Genomic DNA, 23,570 nt, shown 5'->3' with positions numbered 1-23,570 from the left:
TCTCCTTACTTTATTGCCGCTCTCCTATGAAACTGTTGCTGCTGCTGCTCGCTTTTTTTGCTTTCTCCGCGGCCCGGGCACAGTCGGCCGCGCCAGCCACCGTAGCGCCAGCCGTTCTCGATCCGGCCAAACCCGTGCAGGTGGTAGAAGCTTCCTGTGGCCAGTGCCGCCTGGGGCTGCCCGGCAAAAGCTGCGACTTGGCCGTGCGCTTCGGCGGCCACGCCTATTTCGTGGACGGTACCACCATCGATTCCCACGGCGACGCCCACGCCAAGGACGGCTTCTGCCAGGCTGTCCGGCGGGCCGAAGTACAGGGCCAGGTAGTGAACAACCGGTTCGTAGCCTCTTATTTTCGGCTCCTTCCTGAACCTACAGCAGTCAAATAACCACGCAGCTTTTTCGCACCCCGCCTAGCTATCCACGCAGACCGGCCTACGTAGGCCGGTCTTTTTGTTTTCGTAGTATTACCGCTTCTGCGTATGGCGCCAGTGCGCGGAGCCAGCACGGCGGAGTTTCTATGCTACCCCTACTCACCCCCATCATTGTATGAAGCGCGTTATCGATTTTCTCCTTGACCTGAACCCGGCGCGTAGGCAGGCGGCAGCACTCGAAAAAACGAATCTACGGATATACGGAGCCCGCGACCTGGGCTTCTACGATCTTACGGCTCCTACCAAACTCCTGACTCCTACCGAAATCAGGGGAATGGCAGGCGGGCTACCGCTGTTTTTTTGGTCCGATGTGCCCATTTCGCTCCTTGCCCAGCTCAAGCCGGCTGAGCTTGCTGAGCGTAAGGCGTCTATGGCAGAATGGTGGGGAGTTACTGATACCGAGCAGGCCCTCAGTATTCTCAACTGGCTGAAGCAGGAAGGCCACCGCCAAAAATTCCAGGCTCAACTCAAACAGCAGTCATTGCATTGGCATCGACAGTTTGAATCCCACCCCTTACCCGCTGTGCGCACGGTTGAAAATATTGCGGCCTGGGATTATGTCCGCTCAGTATGCGTGGCCCGCTGGTCCTACGATTACGGCTATATCTCCTGGGAGCAGGCCTGGCCATTCATTGATGCCGCCACCCGCCTGGCTTTGCGCGACTTCGATTCGTGGGAAAGCTTTGCCGCCAGCTTTCTGGCCGGCCGCCTGATGTGGTCACCCGAGAGTGAATCGCACGGCGACCTGGCAGAAATAGTTGCGTACTTAGTAAAGTCGCCGGACAGCCCGTGGCGGTACGTGGCCTGGCACGATTACCCGCTCCGGTAGTAGCCTGGCGCCCGCGCGCTGCCCCCTCCGATGAGCTTGTCAACTATCCGGCCCCAGCCGTTTTAAAATATCGACCCATAGGCCTCGCAGCCGGCGCACCACCCGAAGAAGTTGCGCAGCCGCTCGTCCTTCGCTAGTTTCTTGCGCTGCTTGCGGGCGCGGCGGGCAGCTTCCAGGGTCTCATGGGCAGGCGAGGCTACCACCTGCTGCCGGAACGTGAGGTAGCGGCGGAAGATGCAGGTTTTGAAGCCGGCAAAGGGGCTGGGGGCTGAGACGTTCATGGCCAGAGGGAGTTGGTGTGTTCTGGGAAGTTACCGATTTAATCCCCTCAATGTCAAGGCCGAGCAGATTTTTCCACCTCGGCCGCCGGGAGATTCGTAGGCAGTTGCGGTTCTTGCTGTCAAATCGTTGCTCTTTCCCGCTTTCCTATGCCTGACCCCGCTGCTTCCGCCGACCTGCTCCTGCCCGATTCTCTGCTGCTCAACGGCCGCGAATTCCGCTACGCCGATATTCAGCAGTACCCCGCCCGCGCCCCTCAGGATCTGAACGGCTACGAGGCCCGGGTGCTGGATTTCGTGCGCCAGTGGTTGAACGGGGCCCAGGAATTCGGGCTGCGTACCTCCGGCTCCACCGGCCAGCCCCAGCTGATCCAGCTGAAACGGCGGCAGCTGGAAGCCTCGGCCCGCCGCACCGGCGACTACTTCGACCTGGGCCCCGGCGACCGGATGCTGGTGTGCCTGAACTGCGAGTTTGTGGGCGGCCTGATGATGCTGGTGCGCGGCCTGGAGCGGCGCATGCACCTGACCATCGTGGAGCCCCAAGCCGACCCGCTGGCCCTGGTGCTGGAGGCCGTCGACTTCGATTTTACCTCCTTTGTGCCCCTGCAAGTACGGGCCGTGCTGGCCGCCGGACACGTCTCGCGTCTGAACCGCATGAAGGGTATCCTGGTGGGCGGCGCGGCCGTGGAACGTAGTCTGGAAAAGGAGATTCAGCAGCTGCGGGTGCCGGTGTACGTGACGTATGGCATGACGGAAACGGCCTCTCACATTGCCCTGCGCCGCCTCAACGGCCCCACGGTGCAGCATACGTACCAGGTGCTACCTGGCATTACGGTAGCGCAGGACGCGCGCGGTTGCCTCACGGTGCGCGCCGACGTGACCGAAAACCAGCTCATCACCACCAACGACCGGATTACGCTGGCCGAGGACGGCCGCAGCTTCGAGTGGCTGGGCCGGGTGGATTTCGTGATAAACACGGGCGGCGTGAAGGTGCAGGCCGAAAAGGTGGAACAGGTGCTGGAAGTAGCCCTCACTGAACTGAACCTGAGCCGCCGGGCCTTTGTGGCCGGCCGCCCCGACAAGCGTCTGGGCGAGCAGGTCACGGCTTTTCTGGAAGGGCCCAAACTGACTATCACCCAACAGGAACACCTGCAAACCCTGCTCAGCCAGCGCCTGGACAAGTACGAAGTGCCCCGCGCCCTCGTCTTCGTGCCCGAGTTCCGCACCACCGCCTCAGGCAAGCTTGATCGTCCCGCTACCTTGCGGAGGGTGAATGGATGACATTTCACCCATTCTCTTCGGTATGTGAAATTATCCGTTGATTTGTGCAAGTTCTCCCCCTTGCTCTGCTTTCATGAATCGTACCCGTTTATCAGCGGCGGCCCTGTTGGTTGTTTCCCAATTGAGCGGCGGCTGCGCCAGCACTACCCGCACCACCGCCCCCGAGGCCGTTAGCACCACTACCCCCGAGGCCGCGCAGCAACCAGCTACCCCAACTACTCCAGCCGCGCCCGTTACCCCGCCCACCCCGCCGTTTCAGGTAGTGACCGAGCAGTTTGCCGACCTGCGGATTCTGCGCTACCAGGTACCGGGCTTTGAGGCGCTGGAGCCCCAGCAGAAAGAACTGCTGTACTACCTCTACGAGGCGGCCCTGAGCGGGCGCGACATTATTTACGACCAGAACTACAAGCATAACCTACGAGTACGCCGCACGCTGGACGCCGTGTGGAAAGCCAACGAGGAACGCCGCACCGCCAGCACCAACCAGCAGCAGATTGACCAGGCCACCCGGTTTGCCACCTACACTAAGCGGGTGTGGTTCAGCAACGGCATTCACCACCACTACAGCACCCGCAAGTTTGTGCCCGAGTGCACGCCAGCCTACTTTAAGGAGCTGATTTTCGCCACCGACTCCAAGCAGCTGCCTTTGGAGCCGGGCGAATCGGTGACGAAGTTTCTAGCCACCATGACGCCCATTCTGTTCGACCCGAACGTGGCGCCCAAGCGCGTAAACCAAGAGGCTGGCAAGGACTTAGTAAAAACTTCCGCTAGCAACTTCTACGAGGGCCTGACCCAGGCCGAGGTAGAGGCGTTCTACAAGAAGAAAATCAACCCCAAGGACCCGCAGCCGGTATCCTACGGCCTGAACTCCAAGCTGGTGAAAGACCGCCAGGGCCGCGTGCAGGAGCGCAAGTGGATGACCGAAGGCATGTACGACAAGGCCCTGACGCAGGTAGTGTTCTGGCTGGAAAAGGCCATTACCGTGGCCGAGAATCCCGAGCAGAAACTGGCCCTGCAGAAGCTGGTGCAGTTTTACCACTCCGGCGACCTGCGCAAGTGGGACGAGTACAACGTGGCCTGGGTACACGATACCCAGAGCCTTACCGACGTGGTAAACGGCTTTATTGAGGTGTACGGCGACCCGCTGGGCTACCGCGCCAGCTACGAGTCGGTGGTGTCGTTCAAGGATGTGGAAGCCACCAAGCGCATCAAGGCCATCGGCGACGAGGCCCAGTGGTTTGAGGACAACTCCCCCATCAAGCCCGAGCACCGGAAGAAAAACGTCATCGGCATTACGGCTAAGGTGATTACCACCGTGGTAGAGGCCGGCGACGCGGCCCCGAGCACGCCCATCGGCATCAACCTACCCAACGCCAGCTGGATCCGGAAGGAGCACGGCTCGAAATCGGTGAACCTGGGCAACATTGTGGATGCCTACAGTGCCGCCGACGCGGGCGGGATGCTGGACGAGTTTGCCTTCAACGACGCCGAGAAGCAGCGCGCCCGCCAGTACGCGGCCCTGGCCGGCAAGCTCCACACCGATATGCACGAGGTCATCGGGCACGCTTCGGGCCAACTCAACAAGGGCGTGGGCACGCCCAAGGAAACCCTGAAAAGCTACGCCTCGGCCCTGGAAGAAGCCCGCGCCGACCTGGTGGCCCTGTACTACCTCCCCGATGCCAAGCTGGCCCAATTAGGTGTGCTGCCGGCCGGCGGCGAGGTGGCCCGGGCCGAGTACGACAGCTACATCCGCAACGGCCTGCTGACCCAGCTGGTGCGCCTCAAGCTGGGCGAAACCGTGGAGGAAGCCCACATGCGCAACCGCCAGATGGTGGCCAAATGGGCCTTCGAGAAGGGCCAGAAGGACAAGGTGATTGAGCGCGTGACGCGCGAGGGTAACACCTATTTCCGGGTGAACGACTACGAGAAGCTGCGCGGCCTGTTCGGGCAGCTGCTGCGGGAGTTGCAGCGCATTACCAGCGAGGGCGACTACGCCGCCGGTAAGGCCCTCATCGAAACCTACGGCGTGAAGGTGGACCCCGTGCTGCACAAAGAAGTGCTGGCCCGTTACCAGAAGCTCAACATTGCGCCCTACGCCGGCTTCATCCAGCCCCGGCTGGTGCCCGTGGTCAAGGACGGCAAAATCACGGATGTGAAGGTGGAATACCCGACCGATTTCTCCCAACAGATGCTGGATTACGGCCGCAAATATCGCCTGCTGCCCAACTTCAACTAAGCCGGCGGGTTGTAGGCTCAGCTGCCGCCGAGCTTGCAACCCGCTTTTTTTGCGCACTTTTCGCCCCAACCATTCACCACCATGAAACAGATCTTCTCCACTTTACTGCTGGCCGCCACGCTGGCGGGCGGCGCCACCCAGGCCCGCGCCCAATCGACCCCGGCTCCGCGCCCGGTGCAGCCCGAGCCGGTTCGCTATGAGTTCTGTGAACTGATGCGCACGGGCTTCGTGAACGTGGGCAAGCCCGAAAAAGAGAAATCCGGCGACATATACGTGGACTTCGGCTACGGCTACGAGAAGCTGGGCGGCTCGGAGCAGGTAGTGCGCGAGGCCGGCAAGATTCAGGTATTCGCCACCACCATCAGCGCCATCAACTACATGGGTAGCCGGGGCTGGGAAATCGTGCAGATTCTGGAGCAGCCCATCAACTACAACGCCGGCCAGCCCAATGAGTACGTGCGCCGCTACGTGCTGCGCCGGCCGCTGTCGGCCAAAGGCGTGGCCAGCCCCCGGTAGCATTTGTTTGAAGCCGAAGTTGTAAAGTAAAAAGTCAATGCCCCACCTGTCATCCTGAGCGGAGCGAAGGATCTTATCACGTAAGCACGAGCCGTTGTTATGACAATCGTTCAAGCGTAGTAAGATCCTTCGCTCCGCTCAGGATGACAGGTGGGTCATTGACTTTACTTCCGCTCCAGCCCTTTCTGGGAGAACAGCCGCTCGTGGCCGCGTACTACTTTGATGAAGTCGCCGAGGAAGAGCTTAACGCGGCCGAAGAAGATGTAGCCGCTGATCTGGTCTTCGGGTAGCTCGCCGGAGGCGAACACCTGCCGGTACCCCGTGCCCGCCCCAATGCCCACCCACCGGAATACGCGGTAGTGCGCCGCAATGGAGGGCTCTACTAAATACAGAATCTGGTTGTTGGTTCGCTGTACGCCACCGTCGGGGAAGGTGTACTTGGTGTAGTAATTCCCGATGCCGACCTGCAGCGGTAAACTCAGCTCCCAACGCGGGTTCCCGATGAACACGTACTCGCCGTAGCCGGCCAGGTAGCGGAACCGCACCTCGTCGCGGGTGCCGGCGGGGGTGCCCACGGGTTGGGTCACGCGGGTAGGTACGCCGCCCGAGAGGCGGTACACGCCCAGGCCGGCCCGCCACCGCCCGCGCCACTCAATGCCGCCCTTCACCCCATTGATGCCCACCACTTTGCCATTGAGAATGGAAAAGCGCTGGTCGAACTGAAACACGGCCCGCCGGTGCGACTGGCGCACGAAAGTAGTATCCTCGGCTACGGCCGGCAGGGGGCCGGCCTGGGCTACAATCGGGGCCAGCAACAGCCCACCTCCAACCAGTACAGTACGCAAACAAGCAGCTTCCACGGCCCAAAGGTACGGGCAGGCGCGGCAGTAGTTGTTGTTTCGCCCCTATCGGCCCGCCGCTTCAGCTTCCCAGCACGGCGCTTCACCGGGTTTTGCGCGGGCCAATTCTGTGGTTTCGTGCATGTTTACAGCACCAAACCAATTGTGCTGCTCATGTCGCTGACTCCTGACTTTCTGTTTTCCCTCGCCAACCCGGTGGCTTTGTTGGGCTGGGCCCTGCTGGTACTGGCTCCGCGCTGGCGCGTAACCCAAGGGCTGGTGCTCAGCGGTGCGCTGACACTGGTGCTGGCTGGCTGCTACGCGTTGCTCATCGGTAGCCACTACCTGGGAGCCCACGCCCAGGAAGGTGGCTTCAGTACCCTCGCCGATGTGTCCGCGCTGTTCCGCAACCCCTGGGCCCTGCTGGCCGGCTGGGTGCATTACCTGTGTTTTGATCTGTGCCTGGGCATCTGGGAAAGCCGGGATGCCCGGCGGCGCGGCGTACCTCACCTGTTGCTGGTGCCCTGTCTGCTGCTCACGTTTCTGTTCGGGCCGGTGGGGTTGCTGCTCTACGCGCTGGCACGGCGGTTTTACGGTCGCGAGGCCGCGGTTTCTGTTTCGGTTCTTCCTGCTTAACGCTTCCTTATCATGATGGCTGCCCTCCCTCTGTCCCCGGCCGCTACGGCGGCATTTCTGTCCGTTTCTACCTGGATGCGCGTGCTGCACCGCGCCAACCCCGTGCTGGCCTGGGCCGGTTGGGTGCACGTAGCGCTGCTGCTGCTGGCCCTGGCAGGGCTGCTGCTGGATCAGCGCCTCGTCACCGGCCTGCCCGTGTGGATGAAGCCGGCCAAGTTTGCCCTCTCCGGTCTGCTCTACCTCTGGACGCTGGCCTGGCTATTGGCCGATCTGCCGGCCCCGGCCGCGGGGGCCGTGCGCCTCGTCAGTACCGCCGCGGCCCTGAGCATGGTGGTGGAAATGGCCTGCATCTGCACCCAGGCGGCCCGGGGCACCACCTCGCACTACAACGGTGCCACTGCCTTCGACGGGCTGGTATTCGGGCTAATGGGCTTGTTTATCCTGGTTAACACCCTGGCTACCATCTGGGCCGTGTATTTGGTGTGGCACTACCAGCCCCACGGCCCGGCGGGCTACGTGTGGGGCGTGCGGCTGGGGCTGCTGGTGTTTCTGGTGGGCTCGGTGCTGGGGGGCGTCATGATCCGGCTGGGCCAGCACACCGTGGGGGCTCCCGACGGCGGCCCCGGCCTGCCCGGCCTCGGCTGGAGTACCCGGGCCGGCGACCTACGCCTGGCCCACTTCCTGGGCATGCACGCGTTGCAGGCCCTGCCGCTGCTGGGCTGGGCGCTCAGCCGCTGGCAGCCCCGCCACGCCGGCGCGCTTACCTGGCTGGGAGCCGCCGTGTACGTAGCCGCCGTAGCCGCGCTGTTCCTCCAGGCCATGCGCGGGGTGCCGGTGGTAAGGTGGTGAGGTGGTGAAATTGAAAGAACGTCATTCCGAGCGAGCGAGGAATCTCGCGTGCTGATGTTGCCAAACTAACCGTCATGCTGAGCTTGCCGAAGCATCTCTACCGCTTCGTTGGCTTTACCATTGCAACGTCAGCACGCGAGATGCTTCGGCAAGCTCAGCATGACGTTCTTACAATTTCACCATTTCACAACCTCACTACTTCACAATTTCACCACCTCACTTCAACCGGCTGAATTTGCGGCGGATGATTTCCTGTACGGGCACGTTTTCGATTTTACTTTCCAGCCAGGAAATGATGTCGAGGTAGAGGAACGGGCGCCGCTCGTAGGGGTTTTCGGCAATGCGGATCAGCTGGTCTTTCAGCGTGATGAAGGCGTCCTTCAGCTGCGAGGGAGCCACGCCGCCCAGGTTGCGCAAGAACCGAAAAATGGCCTCCTGCATCTGCTGCTGGTCGTTCATCTTGCCCAGAAAACGGTATACGGAACGGATCTGGTATTCCAGGGCTTCGTCGCGGCCGGCTTCGTAGTGGGCAATCAGGTTGAGGATGCGGGCGAAGCACTGAATATCTTCGCGCAGGCTGGCTTCCTTGAACTGGATGACTTTTTCCAGGTACTCAATGGCCTTGCCCGGGTTGCCGCTGCCAAAGTACAGGCTGGCAATTTTGTAGTAGAATACCAGACGGCGGTGCAGATCCAGCTGCATGCGGAACCGGTCCAGATTTTCCAGTAGCTCGGGCACTATCTGCAGACCGGCCGTAAACTCGCCGCGCATGAAGTAGCCGTTGAGCCGGTTGGTGTAGATGTAGAGGAATAGCAGGGCCTCAATGTTGGGATTGGTACGCCGGTCAGGGTCGGCGGCGTAGGTTTCCACCTGCTCCAGCACCTGCGAAAACCGGCTGCCATAGAGCATGTTATACGTGGTAATGAGCACATTATGCAGGCCTTTGATATAGAGCATGGGCTGCTGCTCGCGCATCAGGTCGTTGTGCTCAAACAGGTCCACCCACTTTTGGGCGTAGCGGTAGCACTGCCGGAAGTTCTGGGTAATGGTGTAGTACCAGACGTGGGCCTGGTAATAGTATAGCTGCTCAAAAAAGCTGGCCTGGCGCGGGTCCAGCGGCGGCAGATCCTGCCGGAAATAGGCCGTTATCTTCTCGTAGTCCTGCTGGTTGCGGGTATGCCCGATCTTGAGGTAGCGGCCGTACATGCGCAGCGCCAGGTTCGACAGCTCATGCTCCCGGCCTACGTGCGCCACGGTATCGGTGGCCTCATCGGAGAGCTGCCGGGCCCGGCCCCGGATACTGCGCGTGATGTACTGGCCCTCAATCAACTTTTCAAACTCCAGGGCCAGCAGCACAATATGGCGCATTTCGGCCTGCAGTGCCACGGCTTTCACCTTATCCAGCATGCGCAGGCTGTGCTGGTAGAGGCCCCGGTTGTAGAGCACGCGGGCGTAATCCAGCTGTTCGTGCAGCTGAATATCGAGGTTGTGCCCGGCGTGGTACATGCGCAAACTGGAGAGCAGCTGCCGGTACAGATTCGCCTTGAGGTTGGCTACTTGCATTTTTTTGATGGCCGGCACCTGGGCCAGCATCCGCTCCTCATCGTAGCGTTCCTGCCCGTCGAGGGCGTCGAAGAGCTGCAGAAACTTCAGGCCCTCGGTGGAGCCCTGGCGGTTGGCAAACAGGCGGAAGTGCCGCTTTTCGGTGCGGGTCAGTGACTTAATCAGCTGGAAAACCGGGTCAGTGCTTTCGTTGGGCATTGTACAAGTTCAAAAATCAAAATTCTGTATATCAGATAGTTATTTGCAAATAATCGTTTTTTAGAAATAGTAAGCTTGCTGGAAAAAAGTTTTAGCCTGCTTGCCGGACAGCGGTACTTGCACGCATCATTCAGCCGTAAAGATGCCATGTCAGCGCAATTCTCCACTTCCTGGGCCGCACTATTTTCTACTCTCGCTCAAGCCGGCTGGCGCGCCACCATGCTGAGCGCGGCCCCGGCGGGCTGCGCCGTGCACGGCCGCTTCGCCCTGGCCCGAATAGAACCAAACCAAGGCCTCGCCCGACTACTACCGGGCACCTCCTTTCCCTTCCTGCTCCGCTAACTCCGGCAGGCGGCCGGGCGGACAGCGGGGGCAAAAGCAGGGCCGCCAGCCGGTCCTGACTTCCCCCGCCCGACTGGCTTTATGGTGCTTCGTTCTTACTCCCGCTTTCGTTGCTCATGTATTATTCCGCTGATACCGTTGCCTTCCTGGATGGCGAATTTGTTCCGGCCGCACAGGCTACCTGCGGCGTGTATGCCCAATCGTTGCACTACGGCTACGCCGTGTTTGAAGGGATTCGGGCCTACAATACTCCCGTCGGCACGCGAATTTTCAAGGCCGAGGAACACTTTGAGCGGCTGCACTACTCCTGCCGGGCCATTGGCCTGCCGCTGGCGTATTCGGTGGAGGAACTTACGCGCCTGAGCTACGAGGTACTGACGCGCAACAACCTGACCGACGCCTACATTCGGCCGCTGGTGTTTGCCGGCGCGCCTAACATGAGTCTGAAGGCGGCCAGCACCAGCAACGTGCTGCTGGCCGTGTGGGAATGGGGCAAGTACCTCGGCGACCAAAGCCTGCGCCTCACCATTTCGCCCTACGAGCGGCCCAACCCCAAGGCCGTGCCCATCGAGGCCAAGGTGGCGGGGCACTACGTGAATTCCATCATTGCCAGCACCGAGGCCAAAGGCCGGGGCTACGACGAGGCCCTGCTGCTGGATATGCACGGCAACGTAGCCGAAGGGCCCGGGGCCAACTTTTTCTTTGAGCGCGACGGGGAACTGGTTACGCCTCCGGCCGGCAGCATCCTGCGCGGCATTACCCGCAACACCATCATCGACCTGGCCCGCGAGGCCGGCATAACCGTGACGGAGCAGTTTTTCGGCCCCGAAGAGCTGCGCACCGCCGAGGCCGCCTTCATGACTGGCACTGCCGCCGAGGTCATCGGCATTGCCTCCGTGGATGAGGTGGTGTTCGAGCGCCCCTTCCAGCAAACCATCGGCGGCATGCTGGCCCAACACTACCACGCGCTGGTAACGGGGCAGTCGGTAAGCGTGGCGCTGTAGAGACGCGACACTTCGCGTCTCGGCGTCAGAACAACAACGGCTGCACAGTAAGTCAACCCCAACGCCACAACCTCAGCAACGACGAGACGCGAAGTATCGCGTCTCTACAACCACCAACATGGCAGCCTCCCCCACCAATCGTCAGGCTCCCCCTCTCCCCCTAGAGAGGGGGCCGGGGGGGTGAGGCAACCCGAACGAAGCGGCAGAGATGCTTCGGCAGGCTCAGCATGACGTTCTTTTTCCGCCTGCATACTACACACCAGGCCTTAAACTCTACAATCATGGCCCTGAACAAATACAGCCGCATCTATACCCAGGACGACAGTTTGCCGGCTTCGCAGGCCATGCTGATTGGCTCGGGGCTGACGGATGCCGATTTGCGCAAGCCGTTCGTGGGCATCTGCTCCACAGGCTTCGAGGGCAACACCTGCAACATGCACCTCAACCAGCTGGCCGACGAGGTGAAGGTGGGCGTGCAGCAGCAGGGGCTGGTGGGGCTACGCTTTAACACCATTGGCATTTCGGATGGCATCACCAATGGCACGCCGGGCATGCGCTACTCCCTCGTGTCGAGGGAAATCATTGCCGATTCCATTGAAGCCATGGCCGGGGCCCACAACTACGACGCCCTGGCCTGCGTGGTGGGCTGCGACAAAAACATGCCCGGGGCCCTGATTGCCATGGCCCGCCTCAACCGCCCCAGCCTGATGGTGTACGGCGGCACCATCCGGGGCGGCACGTTCAAGGGGCAGCAGCTCAACATCGTGTCGTGTTTTGAAGCCTACGGGCAGAAATTACAGGGGCAGATTTCGGAGGAAGATTACCGGGGCATCATTCACAATGCCTGCCCGGGGCCGGGAGCCTGCGGGGGTATGTACACGGCCAATACCATGGCTGCCGCCATCGAAACCCTGGGCCTGAGCGTGCCGTCCTCCTCCTCGGCGCCGGCCGAAAGTGCCGAGAAGCACGCCGAATGTCTGAACACCGGCACCTACCTGCGCCGCCTGCTGGAGCTCGACCTCAAGCCCCGCGACATTCTGGTGCGCGAGGCCTTCGAAAACGCCCTGGTGGTGACCACCGTGCTGGGCGGCTCCACCAACGCCGTGCTGCACCTGATTGCCATTGCTCACGCCGCCGGCGTGCGGCTCACGCTGGCAGATTTCCAGGCCGTGAGCGACCGGACACCTGTATTGGCCGACCTCAAGCCCAGCGGCCGGTACCTGATGGAGGACCTATCGGCCCGGGGCGGGGTGCCGGCCGTGCTCAAAACCTTGCTCAACGCCGGCCTGCTGCACGGAAATTTGCTGACCGTAACGGGCCGCACCCTGGCCGAAAATCTGGCCGACGTGGCTCCGCTGGGGCCCGAGCAGGATGTGCTACGGCCGGCCAGCCACCCTATCAAGGCCGATGGCCACATTCAGATTCTGTACGGTAACCTGGCTCCCCAGGGCGCGGTAGCCAAAATCACCGGCAAGGAAGGCACTCGGTTTGCGGGGCCAGCAATTGTGTTCAACTCCGAGCAGGAGCTGAATGAGGGCATTACCCAAGGCCTGATTCAGCCGGGCCACGTGGTGGTCATTCGGTACGTGGGGCCCAAGGGCGGGCCGGGTATGCCCGAAATGCTCAAGCCCACGTCGGCCATCATCGGGGCCGGGCTGGGCGACAAGGTAGCGCTGCTAACCGACGGCCGCTTTTCGGGCGGCACCCACGGCTTCGTCATCGGCCACGTCTGTCCCGAAGCCTACGACGGCGGCCCACTGGCCCTGGTGGAAAACGGCGACTGGATTACGCTGGACGCCGCCGCCAACACCATCGACGTGGAGCTGAGCGACGAGCTGCTGGCCCTGCGCCGCCAGCAGTGGCAGCAGCCCGCGCCCCCGGTCAGCCAGGGCGTGCTGCTGAAATACATCCGCACCGTGAGCAATGCCAGCCACGGCTGCATCACCGACTTAGCCGACGACAGCCATGTTCCCGAACCCACAGCTTCAGTCCGCGCCGGCCTCCGCTGAGGCCCCGGCCGCGTCACCGGTGTCCGGAGCCGTGGCGTTGCTTCAGGGTCTGGTGGCCGAGGGCGTTGACACGATTTTCGGCTACCCTGGCGGGGCCATCATCCCCATTTACGATGCCCTGTACGACTTTCAGGAGCAGTTGAACCACGTGCTGGTGCGCCACGAGCAGGGCGGCATTCACGCCGCCCAGGGCTACGCCCGCGCCTCGGGGCGGGTGGGCGTGGTGTTTGCCACCAGCGGCCCCGGCGCCACCAACCTCGTCACCGGCCTGGCCGACGCCCAGATTGACTCCACCCCGCTGGTCTGCATCACGGGCCAAGTGTTTGCGCATCTGCTGGGCACCGATGCCTTCCAGGAAACTGACATTCTCAACATCACCACGCCCGTTACCAAGTGGAACCACCAGATAACGGACGCCCGCGACCTGCCCGCCGCGCTGGCTAAGGCCTTCTACATTGCCCGCAGCGGCCGGCCCGGCCCGGTACTGCTCGACATTACCAAAAATGCCCAGCTGCAGCTGTTCGAACACGCCGCCTACGTGCCCTGCACCTACATTCGCAGCTACCGGCCCCGGCCCGTGGTGCGCCCCGAGTACGTGCAGCAGGCCGCTGAGCTCATCAACCGCGCCGAGCGGCCCCTTATTCTCTGGGGGCAGGGCGTGCTGCTGGGCCGGGCCGAGGCCGAATTCCGGGCGCTGGTGGAGAAAAGCGGCATTCCGGCGGCTTGGACGATTCTGGGCGCCGGGGCGCTGCCCACCGACCACCCGCTGAACGTGGGCATGCTGGGCATGCACGGCAACTATGGCCCCAACGTCCTTACCAACGAGTGCGACGTGCTCATTGCCATCGGTATGCGCTTCGACGACCGGGTGACGGGCCGCCTCGACAAGTACGCCCGCCAGGCCCAGGTGATTCACCTTGACATCGACCCCACCGAAATCGACAAGAACGTAACGGCCACCGTGCCGGTGTGGGGCGACTGCAAAGAAACCCTGCCCCTACTCACGCAGCTGGTAGCCGCCCGTCAGCACCCCGAGTGGCGTCAACGCTTCCGCGACCATGACGCCGAGGAAGTGGCCGCCGTGATTCAGGATGAGCTGTTCCCGACCCAGGACGAGCTGACCATGGGCGAGGTCATCCACCAGCTCAACCAGCTGACCCAGGGCGAGGCCATCATCGTGACGGATGTGGGGCAGCACCAGATGGTAGCCTGCCGGTACGCCCGCCTCAACCACCCGCGCCTGAGCATTACCAGCGGCGGGCTGGGTACCATGGGCTTTGCGCTGCCGGCCGCCATCGGGGCCAAGTACGGGGCCCCGGCGCGCACCGTGGTGGCCGTTATCGGCGACGGGGGCATTCAGATGACGATTCAGGAGCTGGGCACCATCATGCAAACCGGCATCCAGGTAAAGATTCTGCTGCTCAACAACCAGTTCCTGGGCATGGTGCGGCAGTGGCAGGAGCTGTTTCACGAGCGGCGCTACTCCTGCGTGGACATTGCCAGCCCCGACTACGTGACGGTAGCCAACGGCTACGGCATTGCCGCCCGCCGCGTCGAGCACCGCCCCGACCTGCAGCCGGCCCTGCGCCAGCTGCTGGCGCACCCTGGCTCCTTCCTGCTGGAAGTACGCGTGACCCGCGAAAACAACATTTTCCCGATGGTACCCCAGGGCTGCGGCGTAGGCGAAATCAGGCTGAAGTAGAGACGCAACATTTTGCGTCTCGTCGTTGAACAGCCGGAATCGGGTAGGTCAGCTACCCAACATCAGCAATGAGGAGACGCAAAATATTGCGTCTCTACAGCACACGACAGCAATGACGCAGCAACCCAATGACCGCCAGGAATACAACATCACGGCCTATACCGAGAACCAAGTGGGGCTGCTGAACCGAATTGCCATTATCTTCTCCCGCCGCAAAATCAACGTGGAGAGCCTGAATACCTCCCCGTCGGAGATTGAGGGGATTCACCGCTTCAACATGGTGGTGGTGGAAACCGAGGATGTGGTCCGCAAGATTGCCCGTCAAATGGAAAAGCAGGTGGAAGTACTGAAAGTGTACTTCAACCCCAACGAGGAGGTTATCTGGCAGGAAATGGCCCTCTACAAAGTCCCCACCGACATTATTGCCGAGCGTGCCGTAGTGGAGCGGCTGCTTCGGGAGCACGGGGCCCGCGTGGTGGTCATCCGCAAGGATTACACGGTGTTTGAAACCACCGGTCACCGCGAGGAAACCGACAAGCTGCTGGCCGTGCTGCACCCCTACGGCCTCATCGAGTTCGTGCGCTCGGCCCGCATTGCCATCATCAAGGACAGCCAGGGGTTTCACCACAAGCTCCGCGAGTTCGAGCGTCGGGAGCCCGGCGCGGAAGTCAGCGAAAACGAGTTCCTGGGCCGCCGCGACAAGGTGTTTTCGATGTAACCCCACCCCCGGCCCCTCCCCTCCGGGAGAGGGGTGCCAGACGCAAGATATTTCAGAACGCACCCCTATCCCGGAGGGGAGGGGCCGGGGGTGGGAGCCACCCACCAAAAACCGTAAACAAATCACCATAAACCACCAACCAACATGGCAACCATCAACTTTGGCGGCGTAGAAGAAAACGTAGTAACCCGCGAGGAATTCCCGCTGGAAAAAGCCCGGGCCATTCTGCAGGACGATACTATTGCCGTGCTGGGCTACGGCGTGCAGGGCCCCGGCCAGGCCCTGAACCTGCGCGACAACGGCTTCCGCGTTATCATCGGGCAGCGCCAGGATTCGGCTTCGTGGCGCAAGGCCGAGGCCGATGGCTGGGTGCCCGGCGAAACCTTGTTCGACCTGGAAGAAGCAGCCGCGCGGGGCACCATCCTGGCCAATCTACTCTCCGATGCCGGCCAGATTGCCGTGTGGCCCACGCTCAAAAAGCACCTCACGGCCGGCAAAACCCTCTACTTCTCCCACGGCTTCGGCATCACCTTCAACGACCAGACCCACATCATTCCGCCCGCCGACGTGGACGTGGTGCTGGTAGCGCCCAAGGGCAGCGGTACTAGTCTGCGCCGGCTGTTTGTGGCCGGGGGCGGCCTGAATTCGTCGTTTGCCGTGTACCAGGATGCCACCGGCCATGCCTACGAGAAGGCGGTGGCTTTGGGCATCGGGGTGGGCTCGGGCTACCTGTTCGAAACCGATTTCCGCAAGGAAGTGTACTCCGACCTCACCGGCGAGCGGGGCGTGCTGATGGGTGCCCTGGCCGGCATCATTGAGGCCCAGTACCAGGTGCTGCGCCAGCGCGGCCACTCGCCCTCCGAGGCCTTCAACGAAACTGTGGAGGAACTCACCCAGAGCCTGGTGCCGCTGGTGGGCGAAAACGGCATGGATTGGATGTTCAGCAACTGCTCCGTAACGGCCCAGCGCGGCGCCCTCGACTGGAAAGGCCGCTTCCGCGAAGCCACCCTACCCGTGCTCAACGAGCTCTACGACAGCGTGGCCTCGGGCCAGGAAGCCGCCCGCACCATCCAGCGCGGCTCCACGCCCGGCTACCGCCAGGAGCTGGAAGCCGAGCTGAAGGAAGTGCGCGACTCGGAGCTGTGGCAGACCGGCGCCACCGTGCGCGAGCTACGCTCCAGAGCTGCCGAGAAAGTGGAAAAAGAAGAAAGCTACGCCCTCACAGCCGACGGCAATTAGAACGTAACCTCCTGTCATCCTGAGCGGAGCGAAGGACCTTATTACGTGAGAACGAGTCGTGGTTACGATTATCGTTCCTGTGTGGTAAGGTCCTTCGCTCCGCTCAGGATGACAGCTATATTTCCGCTGCATGCACGAACCCGCCACCCTCACCGCCGCCTTGCCACTGCCACTGGTGGAACAGGCAGCCCGTACGCTGCAGGGCGTCATCTACCCCACACTGCTCCAGCACAATCTAGGGCTTTCAGCCACCTTTGGGGCCGATATTTACCTGAAGCGCGAGGATTTGCAGGTGGTGCGTTCCTACAAGATTCGGGGGGCGTACAACAAGATGGCGGGGCTGCCGGCCGATGAGGCCACCCGGCCGGTGGTGTGCGCTTCGGCCGGCAACCACGCCCAGGGCGTGGCCTACGCCTGCCAACTGCTGGGTCGGCGCGGCTACATCTTCATGCCCGCCGCCACCCCCGCCCAGAAGGTAGACAAGGTGCGCCTGTTCGGGCGCGACCAGGTGGAAATTGTGCTCACCGGGGCCACGTTCGATGATTCGTCGAGGGCGGCGCAGGAGTTTTGCCAGCAGCGCCAGGGCGTGTACGTGCACCCGTTCGACGATGCGGCCGTGGTGGCCGGGCAGGCAACCGTGGGCCTGGAAATTTTGCGCGACGCCCCCGCTCCCATCGACTTCGTGTTTATGCCCATCGGGGGCGGGGGGCTGGCGGCGGGCGTGAGCAGCGTGTTCCGGCAGCTCAGCCCCGCCACCCGGCTGGTAGGCGTGCAGCCCCTGGGCGCGCCCTCCATGCACCGCGCCATCCAGACGGGCACGCGCCAGCCGCTGGAGCACATCGAGAGCTTCGTGGACGGGGCGGCGGTGAAGTGCCCCGGCGAGCTGACGTTTACCATCTGTCGGGAGCTGCTGGATGAGGTGGCGCTGGTGCCCGAGGGCCAGGTATGCGAGGACCTGCTGCGCATGTACAATGAGGAGGGCATTGTGCTGGAGCCGGCCGGCACACTCAGCCTCTCGGTGCTGCACCAGTACGCCGCCCAGATCCGGGGCAAAACGGTGGTGTGCATCCTCAGCGGCTCCAACAACGACATCACCCGCATGGAGGACATCAAGGAGCGGGCTTTGCGCCACCAGGGCCGCAAGCACTATTTCCTGGTCACCTTCAACCAGAAGCCCGGAGCCCTGCGCCGCTTCGTGAACCACGTGCTGCGCGAGGACGACGACATCATCCAGTTTCAGTACATCAAGAAGAACAACAAGGAAAAAGGCCCCGTTTTCGTCGGCCTGGAAGTGCAGCGCCCCCACGACATTGCCGAAATCCAGCAGCGCATGGTGGCCGAGGGGTTTTCGTACGAATATTTAAACGGGAAGCAGGATTTTCTGAGTTTGCTAGTGTAAAGTGTAACTATTTTTTATAAATCATATTCACTATTTCTTCTCCCGATTGATTGCCCAATATTATCAGCTCCTTCTTTTCCCCTTGAGCCGTTTCAACATAGACTCTTCCATCATGAGGATAGTATCCCATTCCCCATTTTTTATTCGAATTATGCCAAGCAGATTTGATATCATTTCTTGAAATTACGAAGCTACCTTTATGCTTATTCAATACTTCATCACTCAGAAAATCTGTATTTTCTATATCTCTAATATATTTTTCCTTTACATATGAGTATGGATTTGATAAATCACCTCTAACAACTAATGATTTGACCATCTCATTTGCGAGAATATTTCCACCACTTTCTATACTAACCATACCATTTACTTTTAGCGCAATTAACTTCTCATGAGTCACAAGCACTAAGAATGTTCTATTCATGATTAGATTATAATATTCCATAGCAACAAAATGATTATCCTCTTTCAGCACAAACTCTTTCAGTGTCATTATCAACGCAGTTATAGTCACTCAATGAGTGCAATTAATTTCTATTCAAAGATAACTCTAGTAACGAAGACTACACCCACCGTTCACAGAACTGCATGTGACCTTTATCTGAATGGTATTGGCCCTCGTAAGCAATAACCATTCAATTTTCTTTAAATCAGCAACTTACAGCCACATTAGCAACTTTTTGAAATAGTAGGCGTGCCGAAAACCGGTTTCGGGGGGCCGGGGCTGGGGGTGTACTTGGGGCTTTCCTTCTGCCACGAAGTCATTGCCCCATGTCTACCGAGAAAGTCCACATCTTCGATACTACCCTGCGCGACGGGGAGCAAGTGCCCGGCTGCAAACTGAACCGGGACGAGAAACTGCTCATTGCCCGGCAGCTGGAGCTACTCGGCGTGGACGTGATTGAGGCCGGCTTCCCGGTTTCCAGTCCCGGCGACTTCGCGGCGGTGGCGGCCATTGCGGCCCAGACCCGCGAGGCCACCGTCTGCGGCCTTTCCCGGGCCGTGGAAAACGACATTCGCACGGCGGCCGAGGCCCTGAAAGCGGCCCGTTACCCGCGCATTCACACGGGTATTGGCACTTCGGAGTCGCACATTCGGTACAAGCTGCTGAGCACGCCCGAGCAGGTGCTGGAGCGGGCGGTGGCGGCCGTGAAGCTGGCCAAGTCGTTTGTGGAGGACGTGGAGTTTTATACCGAGGACGCCGGCCGCACCGACAACGAGTTTCTGGCCCGCGTGTGCGAGGCCGCCATCCGGGCCGGGGCCACCGTGCTCAACATCCCCGACACCACCGGCTACTGCCTCCCGGCCGAGTACGGCGCCAAAATCAAGTACCTCGTGGATAACGTGCGCGGCATTGAGCGGGTCCGCCTCTCCACCCACTGCCACAACGATTTGGGCATGGCCACGGCCAACTCCATTGCGGGCGTGTTGGGCGGCGCCCGGCAGGTAGAATGCACCATCAACGGGGTGGGCGAGCGGGCCGGCAACACGGCCCTCGAAGAAGCCGTGATGGTGCTCCGCCAGCACCCCTACCTCAACTTCAGCACCGGCATCAACACCAAGCTGCTGGCCGAAACCTCGGCTATGGTGTCGCACCTGATGAGCATGCCGGTGCAGCCCAACAAGGCCATTGTGGGGGCCAACGCCTTTGCCCACTCCAGCGGCATTCACCAGGACGGCGTGATTAAGCACCGCGAAACCTACGAAATCATCGACCCGCGCGAGGTGGGCATGCCCGATTCCAGCATTGTGCTCACCGCCCGCTCGGGCCGCGCCGCGTTGGCCTACCGCCTCCAGAAAATCGGCTACGACTTCGACCGCGTGGCCCTCAACAAAGCCTACACCCATTTCCTCGTCCTGGCCGACCGTCAAAAGGAGGTCGTGGACGAGGATTTGCGCGTGATGGTGGAGCAGCAACAACTGGTAACGGCGGGGTGATTCCCCCTCCTGATGAGCTGTAGAGACGCAATATTTTGCGTCTCGTCGTTGAACGACCAGGTAATGAACAACTTGGATACACTAAATATAACAACGTCAGCAACGAGGAGACGCAAAATATTGCGTCTCTACACCCAACGTCAGCGCACGAGACAGATCAGTGCCTTTACTCCTATCCTAACCACCCCACCCCTCTCTCATGCCCCACACCTTATTTGATAAAATCTGGGATGCGCACGTGGTGCGCGAGGTGGCCGGCGGGCTGTCGGTGTTTTACATCGACCGGCACCTGATTCACGAGGTGACCAGTCCCCAGGCCTTTGACGAGCTGACGGCCCGGGGCCTGACGCTGCGCCGCCCCGGCCAGATCCTGGCTACCGCCGACCACAACGTACCCACCCGTCACCAGGACCAGCCGATTCAGGACCCGCTCAGCCGCTCCCAGGTGGATAAGCTCACCGAAAACTGCGCCCGCCACGGCGTAGAGCTATTCGGCCTGGGCCACCCCTACCAGGGCATTGTGCACGTCATCGGGCCGGAGCTGGGCCTCACGCAGCCGGGCCTTACCATCGTCTGCGGCGACTCGCATACGTCCACCCACGGCGCGTTTGGCACCATTGCGTTCGGCATCGGTACCAGCCAGGTGACGCAGGTAATGGCCTCGCAATGCCTGCTGCTGGATAAGCCCCGGCGCATGCGCATTACCGTGGACGGGGAATTGCAGCCGGGCGTATCGGCCAAGGATATTATTCTGCACATCATTGCCCAACTGGGTACGGGCGGGGCCACCGGCTACTTCGTGGAGTACGCCGGCAGCGCCATCCGTAGCCTGAGCATAGAGGGCCGCATGACGGTGTGCAACATGAGCATCGAAATGGGCGCGCGCGGTGGCCTCATTGCCCCCGATGCCACTACGTTCCAGTACCTGCACGGCCGCCCCTTCGCGCCGCAGGGCGAGGCTTGGGACCGGGCTGTAGCCTACTGGCAAACCCTGTTCTCCGACGAAGATGCGCAGTTCGACGCGGAGTTGCACTTCGACGCGGCGGCCATCAGCCCGATGATAACCTTCGGCACCAACCCCGGCATGGGCATGCCGTTGGCCGCCAGCATTCCGGCCCTGCCCGAGGCGGCAGAGGCTCCGAGCTTCGAGAAGTCGTTGCGGTACATGGGCTTTGCGGCGGGCGAGTCGTTGCTGGGCAAGGAAATCAGCCACGTATTCATCGGCAGCTGCACCAACTCCCGCATCGAGGATTTGCGCACGGTGGCGGCCTACGTGCGGGGCAAGCACAAGGCCGCCCACGTGGAGGCCATCATCGTGCCCGGCTCCCAGCAGGTGGCCCGGCAGGCCATTGCTGAGGGCCTCGACCAGGTGCTGGCCGCCGCCGGCTTCGAGCTGCGCGAACCGGGCTGCAGCGCCTGCCTGGCCATGAACGAGGACAAGATTCCGGCCGGGGCCTACTGTGTGTCTACCTCCAACCGCAACTTCGAAGGCCGCCAGGGTCCCGGCGCCCGCACCCTGCTGGCCTCGCCGCTGGTAGCCGCCATCACGGCCGTGGAAGGCCGGCTGGTGGACGTGGCCGAGTACGTCTGAGCAACAGAAAAAGCCCGTCATTCCTCGGCTGCGCTCGGAATGACGGGCTGCGTTAACAATTGCCCCTCTCTCACTCCACCCATGGAAAAATTCACCACCCTACGTTCCGGCCTGGTTCCGCTGCCTATCGAAAACGTGGACACCGACCAGATTATCCCGGCGCGCTTTCTGAAAGCCACCACCCGCGAAGGGTTCGGCGAGAACCTGTTTGCCGACTGGCGCTACGCCGCCGACGGCCAGCCCAAACCGGATTTCGTCCTCAACGAGCCGCGTTACCAGGTCCATCGGATCTTACTGGCGGGCAAGAATTTCGGGTGCGGCTCCAGCCGGGAACACGCCGCCTGGGCGTTGTATGACGCCGGTTTTCGAGTGGTCATCAGCAGCTACTTCGCTGATATTTTCCGGGGCAACGCCCTCAATACCGGCCTGCTGCCGCTGCAGGTAACGCCCGGGGAGCTGCGGGAACTATTTGCCCTGGTGGAGCAGGATGCGCGGGCTGAGGTGACGGTGGAGCTGCCCGGCCAGACGCTGCTCGTGCCGGGCCGCCGGGAGCCCATTCGCTTCGAGCTGGACGCCTACAAGAAAGAGTGCCTCCTCAACGGGTACGACGACATCGATTTTCTTATCAGCCAGGAATCGGCTATTACCGCCTTCGAGCAGCAACGGACATGGGTATTTTAAGCAAACAGATTGTGGTATTGCCCGGGGATGGAATCGGGCCGGAAGTATGTAGGGAAGCCGTGCGCGTGCTGAGGGCCGTGGCCGACCGGTTCGGGCACGAGTTTCACTTCGACTACCACCTGATGGGGGCCTGCGCCATCGACGCCACCGGCTCGCCCCTGCCCGAGCTTACCCTGGATGCCTGCCACCAGGCCGATGCCGTACTGCTGGGTGCCATCGGCGACCCGAAGTACGACCACGACCCTGCCGCCCCGGTGCGCCCCGAGCAGGGCCTACTACGCCTGCGCAAGGAGCTGGGCCTGTACGCCAACATCCGCCCCGTCACGGCCTACGACCAGCTGCTGGAACACTCCCCGCTCAAAGCCGACCGCATTCAGGACACCGATATGCTGATTTTCCGGGAGCTGACGGGCGGGGTGTATTTCGGGGAGAAGGGCCGCTCTGCGGACGGTAACTCGGCCTACGACAACTGCACCTACTCGCGGGCGGAGATTGAGCGGATTACCCACCGCGCCTTCCGGGCCGCCGAAACCCGCCGTCACCACCTCACGCTGGTCGACAAGGCCAACGTGCTGGAAACCTCCCGCCTCTGGCGCGAAACCGTGCAGCAGCTGGCCCCGCAGTATCCCAGCGTCGCCCTCGACTACCTGTTCGTGGACAACGCCGCCATGCAAATCATCCTGAACCCGCGCCAGTTCGACGTGATTCTGACCGAAAACATGTTCGGCGACATCATTTCCGACGAAGCCTCGGTTATTGCCGGCTCTTTAGGTATGCTGCCCTCCGCCTCGGTGGGCGATGCAGTGGCTTTGTTCGAACCTATTCACGGCTCGTATCCGCAGGCCAAAGGCAAAGGCATTGCCAACCCCATTGCCACCATCCTGTCGGCGGCCATGCTGCTGGACCACTTCGGGCTGCCCGAAGAAGCCGACACCGTGCGCGCCGCCGTGCAGCACGCCCTCAACCAGCAGGTTGTCACGCCCGAGCTGAACCCGGCCACCCGCTACACCACCGAGCAGGTGGGCAGCTTCATTGCCTACGCCGTGCTGGACATTGCCGACTGCGAGATGCACCGCAACAACATCCGTCTGGGCATGAGCACCATTATTTAGCCGTTACAGCTCCGCTACGGACGGTTTTCTACGGTTCGGGCTGGCATAACTGAACCGGCCAGGCATGCTGCAACAGTGCCTGTGCCCGGTTCAGCCTCCGCCGGATGCCAGCCCGGATGGTAGAGAATCGGCCGAAACCAGGCAGCGGCCACTACTTGCACCGGAGAGGGGTGCCCAAG

The 23,570-nt window shown here is 61.7% G+C and carries 22 protein-coding genes; 18 read left to right on the top strand and 4 right to left on the bottom strand.

Annotation, left to right across the window (positions count from 1 at the left end):
- Window positions 1-26 precede the first annotated feature (26 nt).
- Together EI293_RS06610 and EI293_RS06605 are read left to right on the top strand one after the other, a co-directional pair.
- A complete protein-coding gene (locus EI293_RS06610) occupies window positions 27-386 on the top strand; it encodes a DUF6370 family protein (protein WP_125436372.1) in 360 nt (119 codons plus the stop codon).
- Window positions 387-741: 355 nt separating this feature from the next.
- Window positions 742-1,260: a DUF1266 domain-containing protein gene (locus EI293_RS06605; protein ID WP_170170281.1), complete on the top strand. Its 519-nt coding sequence runs from the start codon at window positions 742-744 to the stop codon at window positions 1,258-1,260.
- 62 nt (window positions 1,261-1,322) lie between these two features.
- On the opposite strand, the gene EI293_RS06600 is transcribed toward EI293_RS06605, so the two are convergent.
- A complete protein-coding gene (locus EI293_RS06600; protein ID WP_125436370.1) occupies window positions 1,323-1,541 on the bottom strand; it encodes a hypothetical protein in 219 nt (72 codons plus the stop codon).
- A gap of 147 nt (window positions 1,542-1,688) precedes the next feature.
- Between EI293_RS06600 and EI293_RS06595 the strand changes: the two genes are divergently transcribed.
- From EI293_RS06595 to EI293_RS06585, 3 genes are all read left to right on the top strand, one after another.
- The gene (locus tag EI293_RS06595) at window positions 1,689-2,819 is read left to right on the top strand and encodes an AMP-binding protein (RefSeq protein ID WP_125436369.1); all 1,131 of its coding nucleotides are present in this window, start codon (window positions 1,689-1,691) and stop codon (window positions 2,817-2,819) included.
- Window positions 2,820-2,892: 73 nt separating this feature from the next.
- Window positions 2,893-5,055, top strand: coding sequence for a dipeptidyl-peptidase 3 family protein (locus tag EI293_RS06590; protein WP_125436368.1), 2,163 nt, complete (start codon window positions 2,893-2,895; stop codon window positions 5,053-5,055).
- Between the two features lie 81 nt (window positions 5,056-5,136).
- On the top strand, window positions 5,137-5,571 hold the full coding sequence (locus EI293_RS06585; protein ID WP_125436367.1) for a hypothetical protein: 435 nt from the start codon (window positions 5,137-5,139) through the stop codon (window positions 5,569-5,571).
- Between the two features lie 164 nt (window positions 5,572-5,735).
- On the opposite strand, the gene EI293_RS06580 is transcribed toward EI293_RS06585, so the two are convergent.
- Window positions 5,736-6,416, bottom strand: a complete 681-nt coding sequence (locus tag EI293_RS06580; protein WP_125436366.1) for a hypothetical protein — start codon at window positions 6,414-6,416, stop codon at window positions 5,736-5,738.
- A 168-nt stretch (window positions 6,417-6,584) separates the two neighbouring features.
- Between EI293_RS06580 and EI293_RS06575 the strand changes: the two genes are divergently transcribed.
- Both EI293_RS06575 and EI293_RS06570 read left to right on the top strand, forming a co-directional pair.
- A complete protein-coding gene (locus tag EI293_RS06575) occupies window positions 6,585-7,046 on the top strand; it encodes an ABA4-like family protein (RefSeq protein WP_125436365.1) in 462 nt (153 codons plus the stop codon).
- Window positions 7,047-7,058: 12 nt separating this feature from the next.
- Complete coding sequence (locus EI293_RS06570; protein ID WP_211339508.1) at window positions 7,059-7,895, top strand: hypothetical protein; 837 nt, start codon at window positions 7,059-7,061, stop codon at window positions 7,893-7,895.
- 216 nt (window positions 7,896-8,111) lie between these two features.
- On the opposite strand, the gene EI293_RS06565 is transcribed toward EI293_RS06570, so the two are convergent.
- Window positions 8,112-9,656, bottom strand: coding sequence for a hypothetical protein (locus tag EI293_RS06565; RefSeq protein WP_125436363.1), 1,545 nt, complete (start codon window positions 9,654-9,656; stop codon window positions 8,112-8,114).
- 147 nt (window positions 9,657-9,803) lie between these two features.
- Between EI293_RS06565 and EI293_RS06560 the strand changes: the two genes are divergently transcribed.
- From EI293_RS06560 to ilvA, 7 genes are all read left to right on the top strand, one after another.
- A complete protein-coding gene (locus tag EI293_RS06560) occupies window positions 9,804-9,998 on the top strand; it encodes a hypothetical protein (RefSeq protein ID WP_125436362.1) in 195 nt (64 codons plus the stop codon).
- 116 nt (window positions 9,999-10,114) lie between these two features.
- The gene (locus EI293_RS06555) at window positions 10,115-11,002 is read left to right on the top strand and encodes a branched-chain amino acid transaminase (RefSeq protein WP_125436361.1); all 888 of its coding nucleotides are present in this window, start codon (window positions 10,115-10,117) and stop codon (window positions 11,000-11,002) included.
- A 281-nt stretch (window positions 11,003-11,283) separates the two neighbouring features.
- Entirely contained in the window at window positions 11,284-13,011 is a 1,728-nt protein-coding gene (ilvD, locus tag EI293_RS06550) for a dihydroxy-acid dehydratase (RefSeq protein ID WP_125436360.1), read from the top strand.
- Window positions 12,968-14,713: a biosynthetic-type acetolactate synthase large subunit gene (gene ilvB, locus EI293_RS06545; RefSeq protein WP_125436359.1), complete on the top strand. Its 1,746-nt coding sequence runs from the start codon at window positions 12,968-12,970 to the stop codon at window positions 14,711-14,713. Before ilvD ends, ilvB begins: the two co-directional genes overlap by 44 nt.
- A gap of 112 nt (window positions 14,714-14,825) precedes the next feature.
- On the top strand, window positions 14,826-15,431 hold the full coding sequence (gene ilvN, locus EI293_RS06540; protein ID WP_125436358.1) for an acetolactate synthase small subunit: 606 nt from the start codon (window positions 14,826-14,828) through the stop codon (window positions 15,429-15,431).
- Between the two features lie 144 nt (window positions 15,432-15,575).
- Complete coding sequence (gene ilvC / locus EI293_RS06535) at window positions 15,576-16,670, top strand: ketol-acid reductoisomerase (protein ID WP_125436357.1); 1,095 nt, start codon at window positions 15,576-15,578, stop codon at window positions 16,668-16,670.
- A gap of 130 nt (window positions 16,671-16,800) precedes the next feature.
- A complete protein-coding gene (gene ilvA, locus EI293_RS06530; protein ID WP_125436356.1) occupies window positions 16,801-18,069 on the top strand; it encodes a threonine ammonia-lyase IlvA in 1,269 nt (422 codons plus the stop codon).
- A gap of 7 nt (window positions 18,070-18,076) precedes the next feature.
- On the opposite strand, the gene EI293_RS06525 is transcribed toward ilvA, so the two are convergent.
- Window positions 18,077-18,562: a hypothetical protein gene (locus tag EI293_RS06525; protein WP_125436355.1), complete on the bottom strand. Its 486-nt coding sequence runs from the start codon at window positions 18,560-18,562 to the stop codon at window positions 18,077-18,079.
- A 278-nt stretch (window positions 18,563-18,840) separates the two neighbouring features.
- On the opposite strand from EI293_RS06525, the gene EI293_RS06520 reads away from it, so the two are divergent.
- The 4 genes from EI293_RS06520 (at window position 18,841) to leuB (ending at window position 23,391) form a co-directional block, all read left to right on the top strand.
- Window positions 18,841-20,007: a 2-isopropylmalate synthase gene (locus tag EI293_RS06520; RefSeq protein ID WP_125436354.1), complete on the top strand. Its 1,167-nt coding sequence runs from the start codon at window positions 18,841-18,843 to the stop codon at window positions 20,005-20,007.
- 199 nt (window positions 20,008-20,206) lie between these two features.
- Window positions 20,207-21,598 (top strand): 3-isopropylmalate dehydratase large subunit, encoded by a 1,392-nt coding sequence (leuC, locus tag EI293_RS06515; RefSeq protein WP_125436353.1) that lies wholly within the window; start codon window positions 20,207-20,209, stop codon window positions 21,596-21,598.
- A gap of 81 nt (window positions 21,599-21,679) precedes the next feature.
- Window positions 21,680-22,279 carry a 3-isopropylmalate dehydratase small subunit gene (gene leuD, locus EI293_RS06510; RefSeq protein ID WP_125436352.1) on the top strand — a complete coding sequence of 200 codons (600 nt, stop codon included), beginning with the start codon at window positions 21,680-21,682 and terminating at the stop codon, window positions 22,277-22,279.
- Window positions 22,267-23,391, top strand: a complete 1,125-nt coding sequence (gene leuB / locus EI293_RS06505; RefSeq protein ID WP_125436351.1) for a 3-isopropylmalate dehydrogenase — start codon at window positions 22,267-22,269, stop codon at window positions 23,389-23,391. Before leuD ends, leuB begins: the two co-directional genes overlap by 13 nt.
- Window positions 23,392-23,570 lie beyond the last annotated feature (179 nt).

It is taken from the genome of Hymenobacter perfusus (genome assembly GCF_003944765.1).
Lineage (GTDB): Bacteria > Bacteroidota > Bacteroidia > Cytophagales > Hymenobacteraceae > Hymenobacter > Hymenobacter perfusus.
The sequence above is the reverse complement of the archived record's forward strand: the minus strand, read 5'-3'. Positions and strand labels throughout refer to the sequence as shown.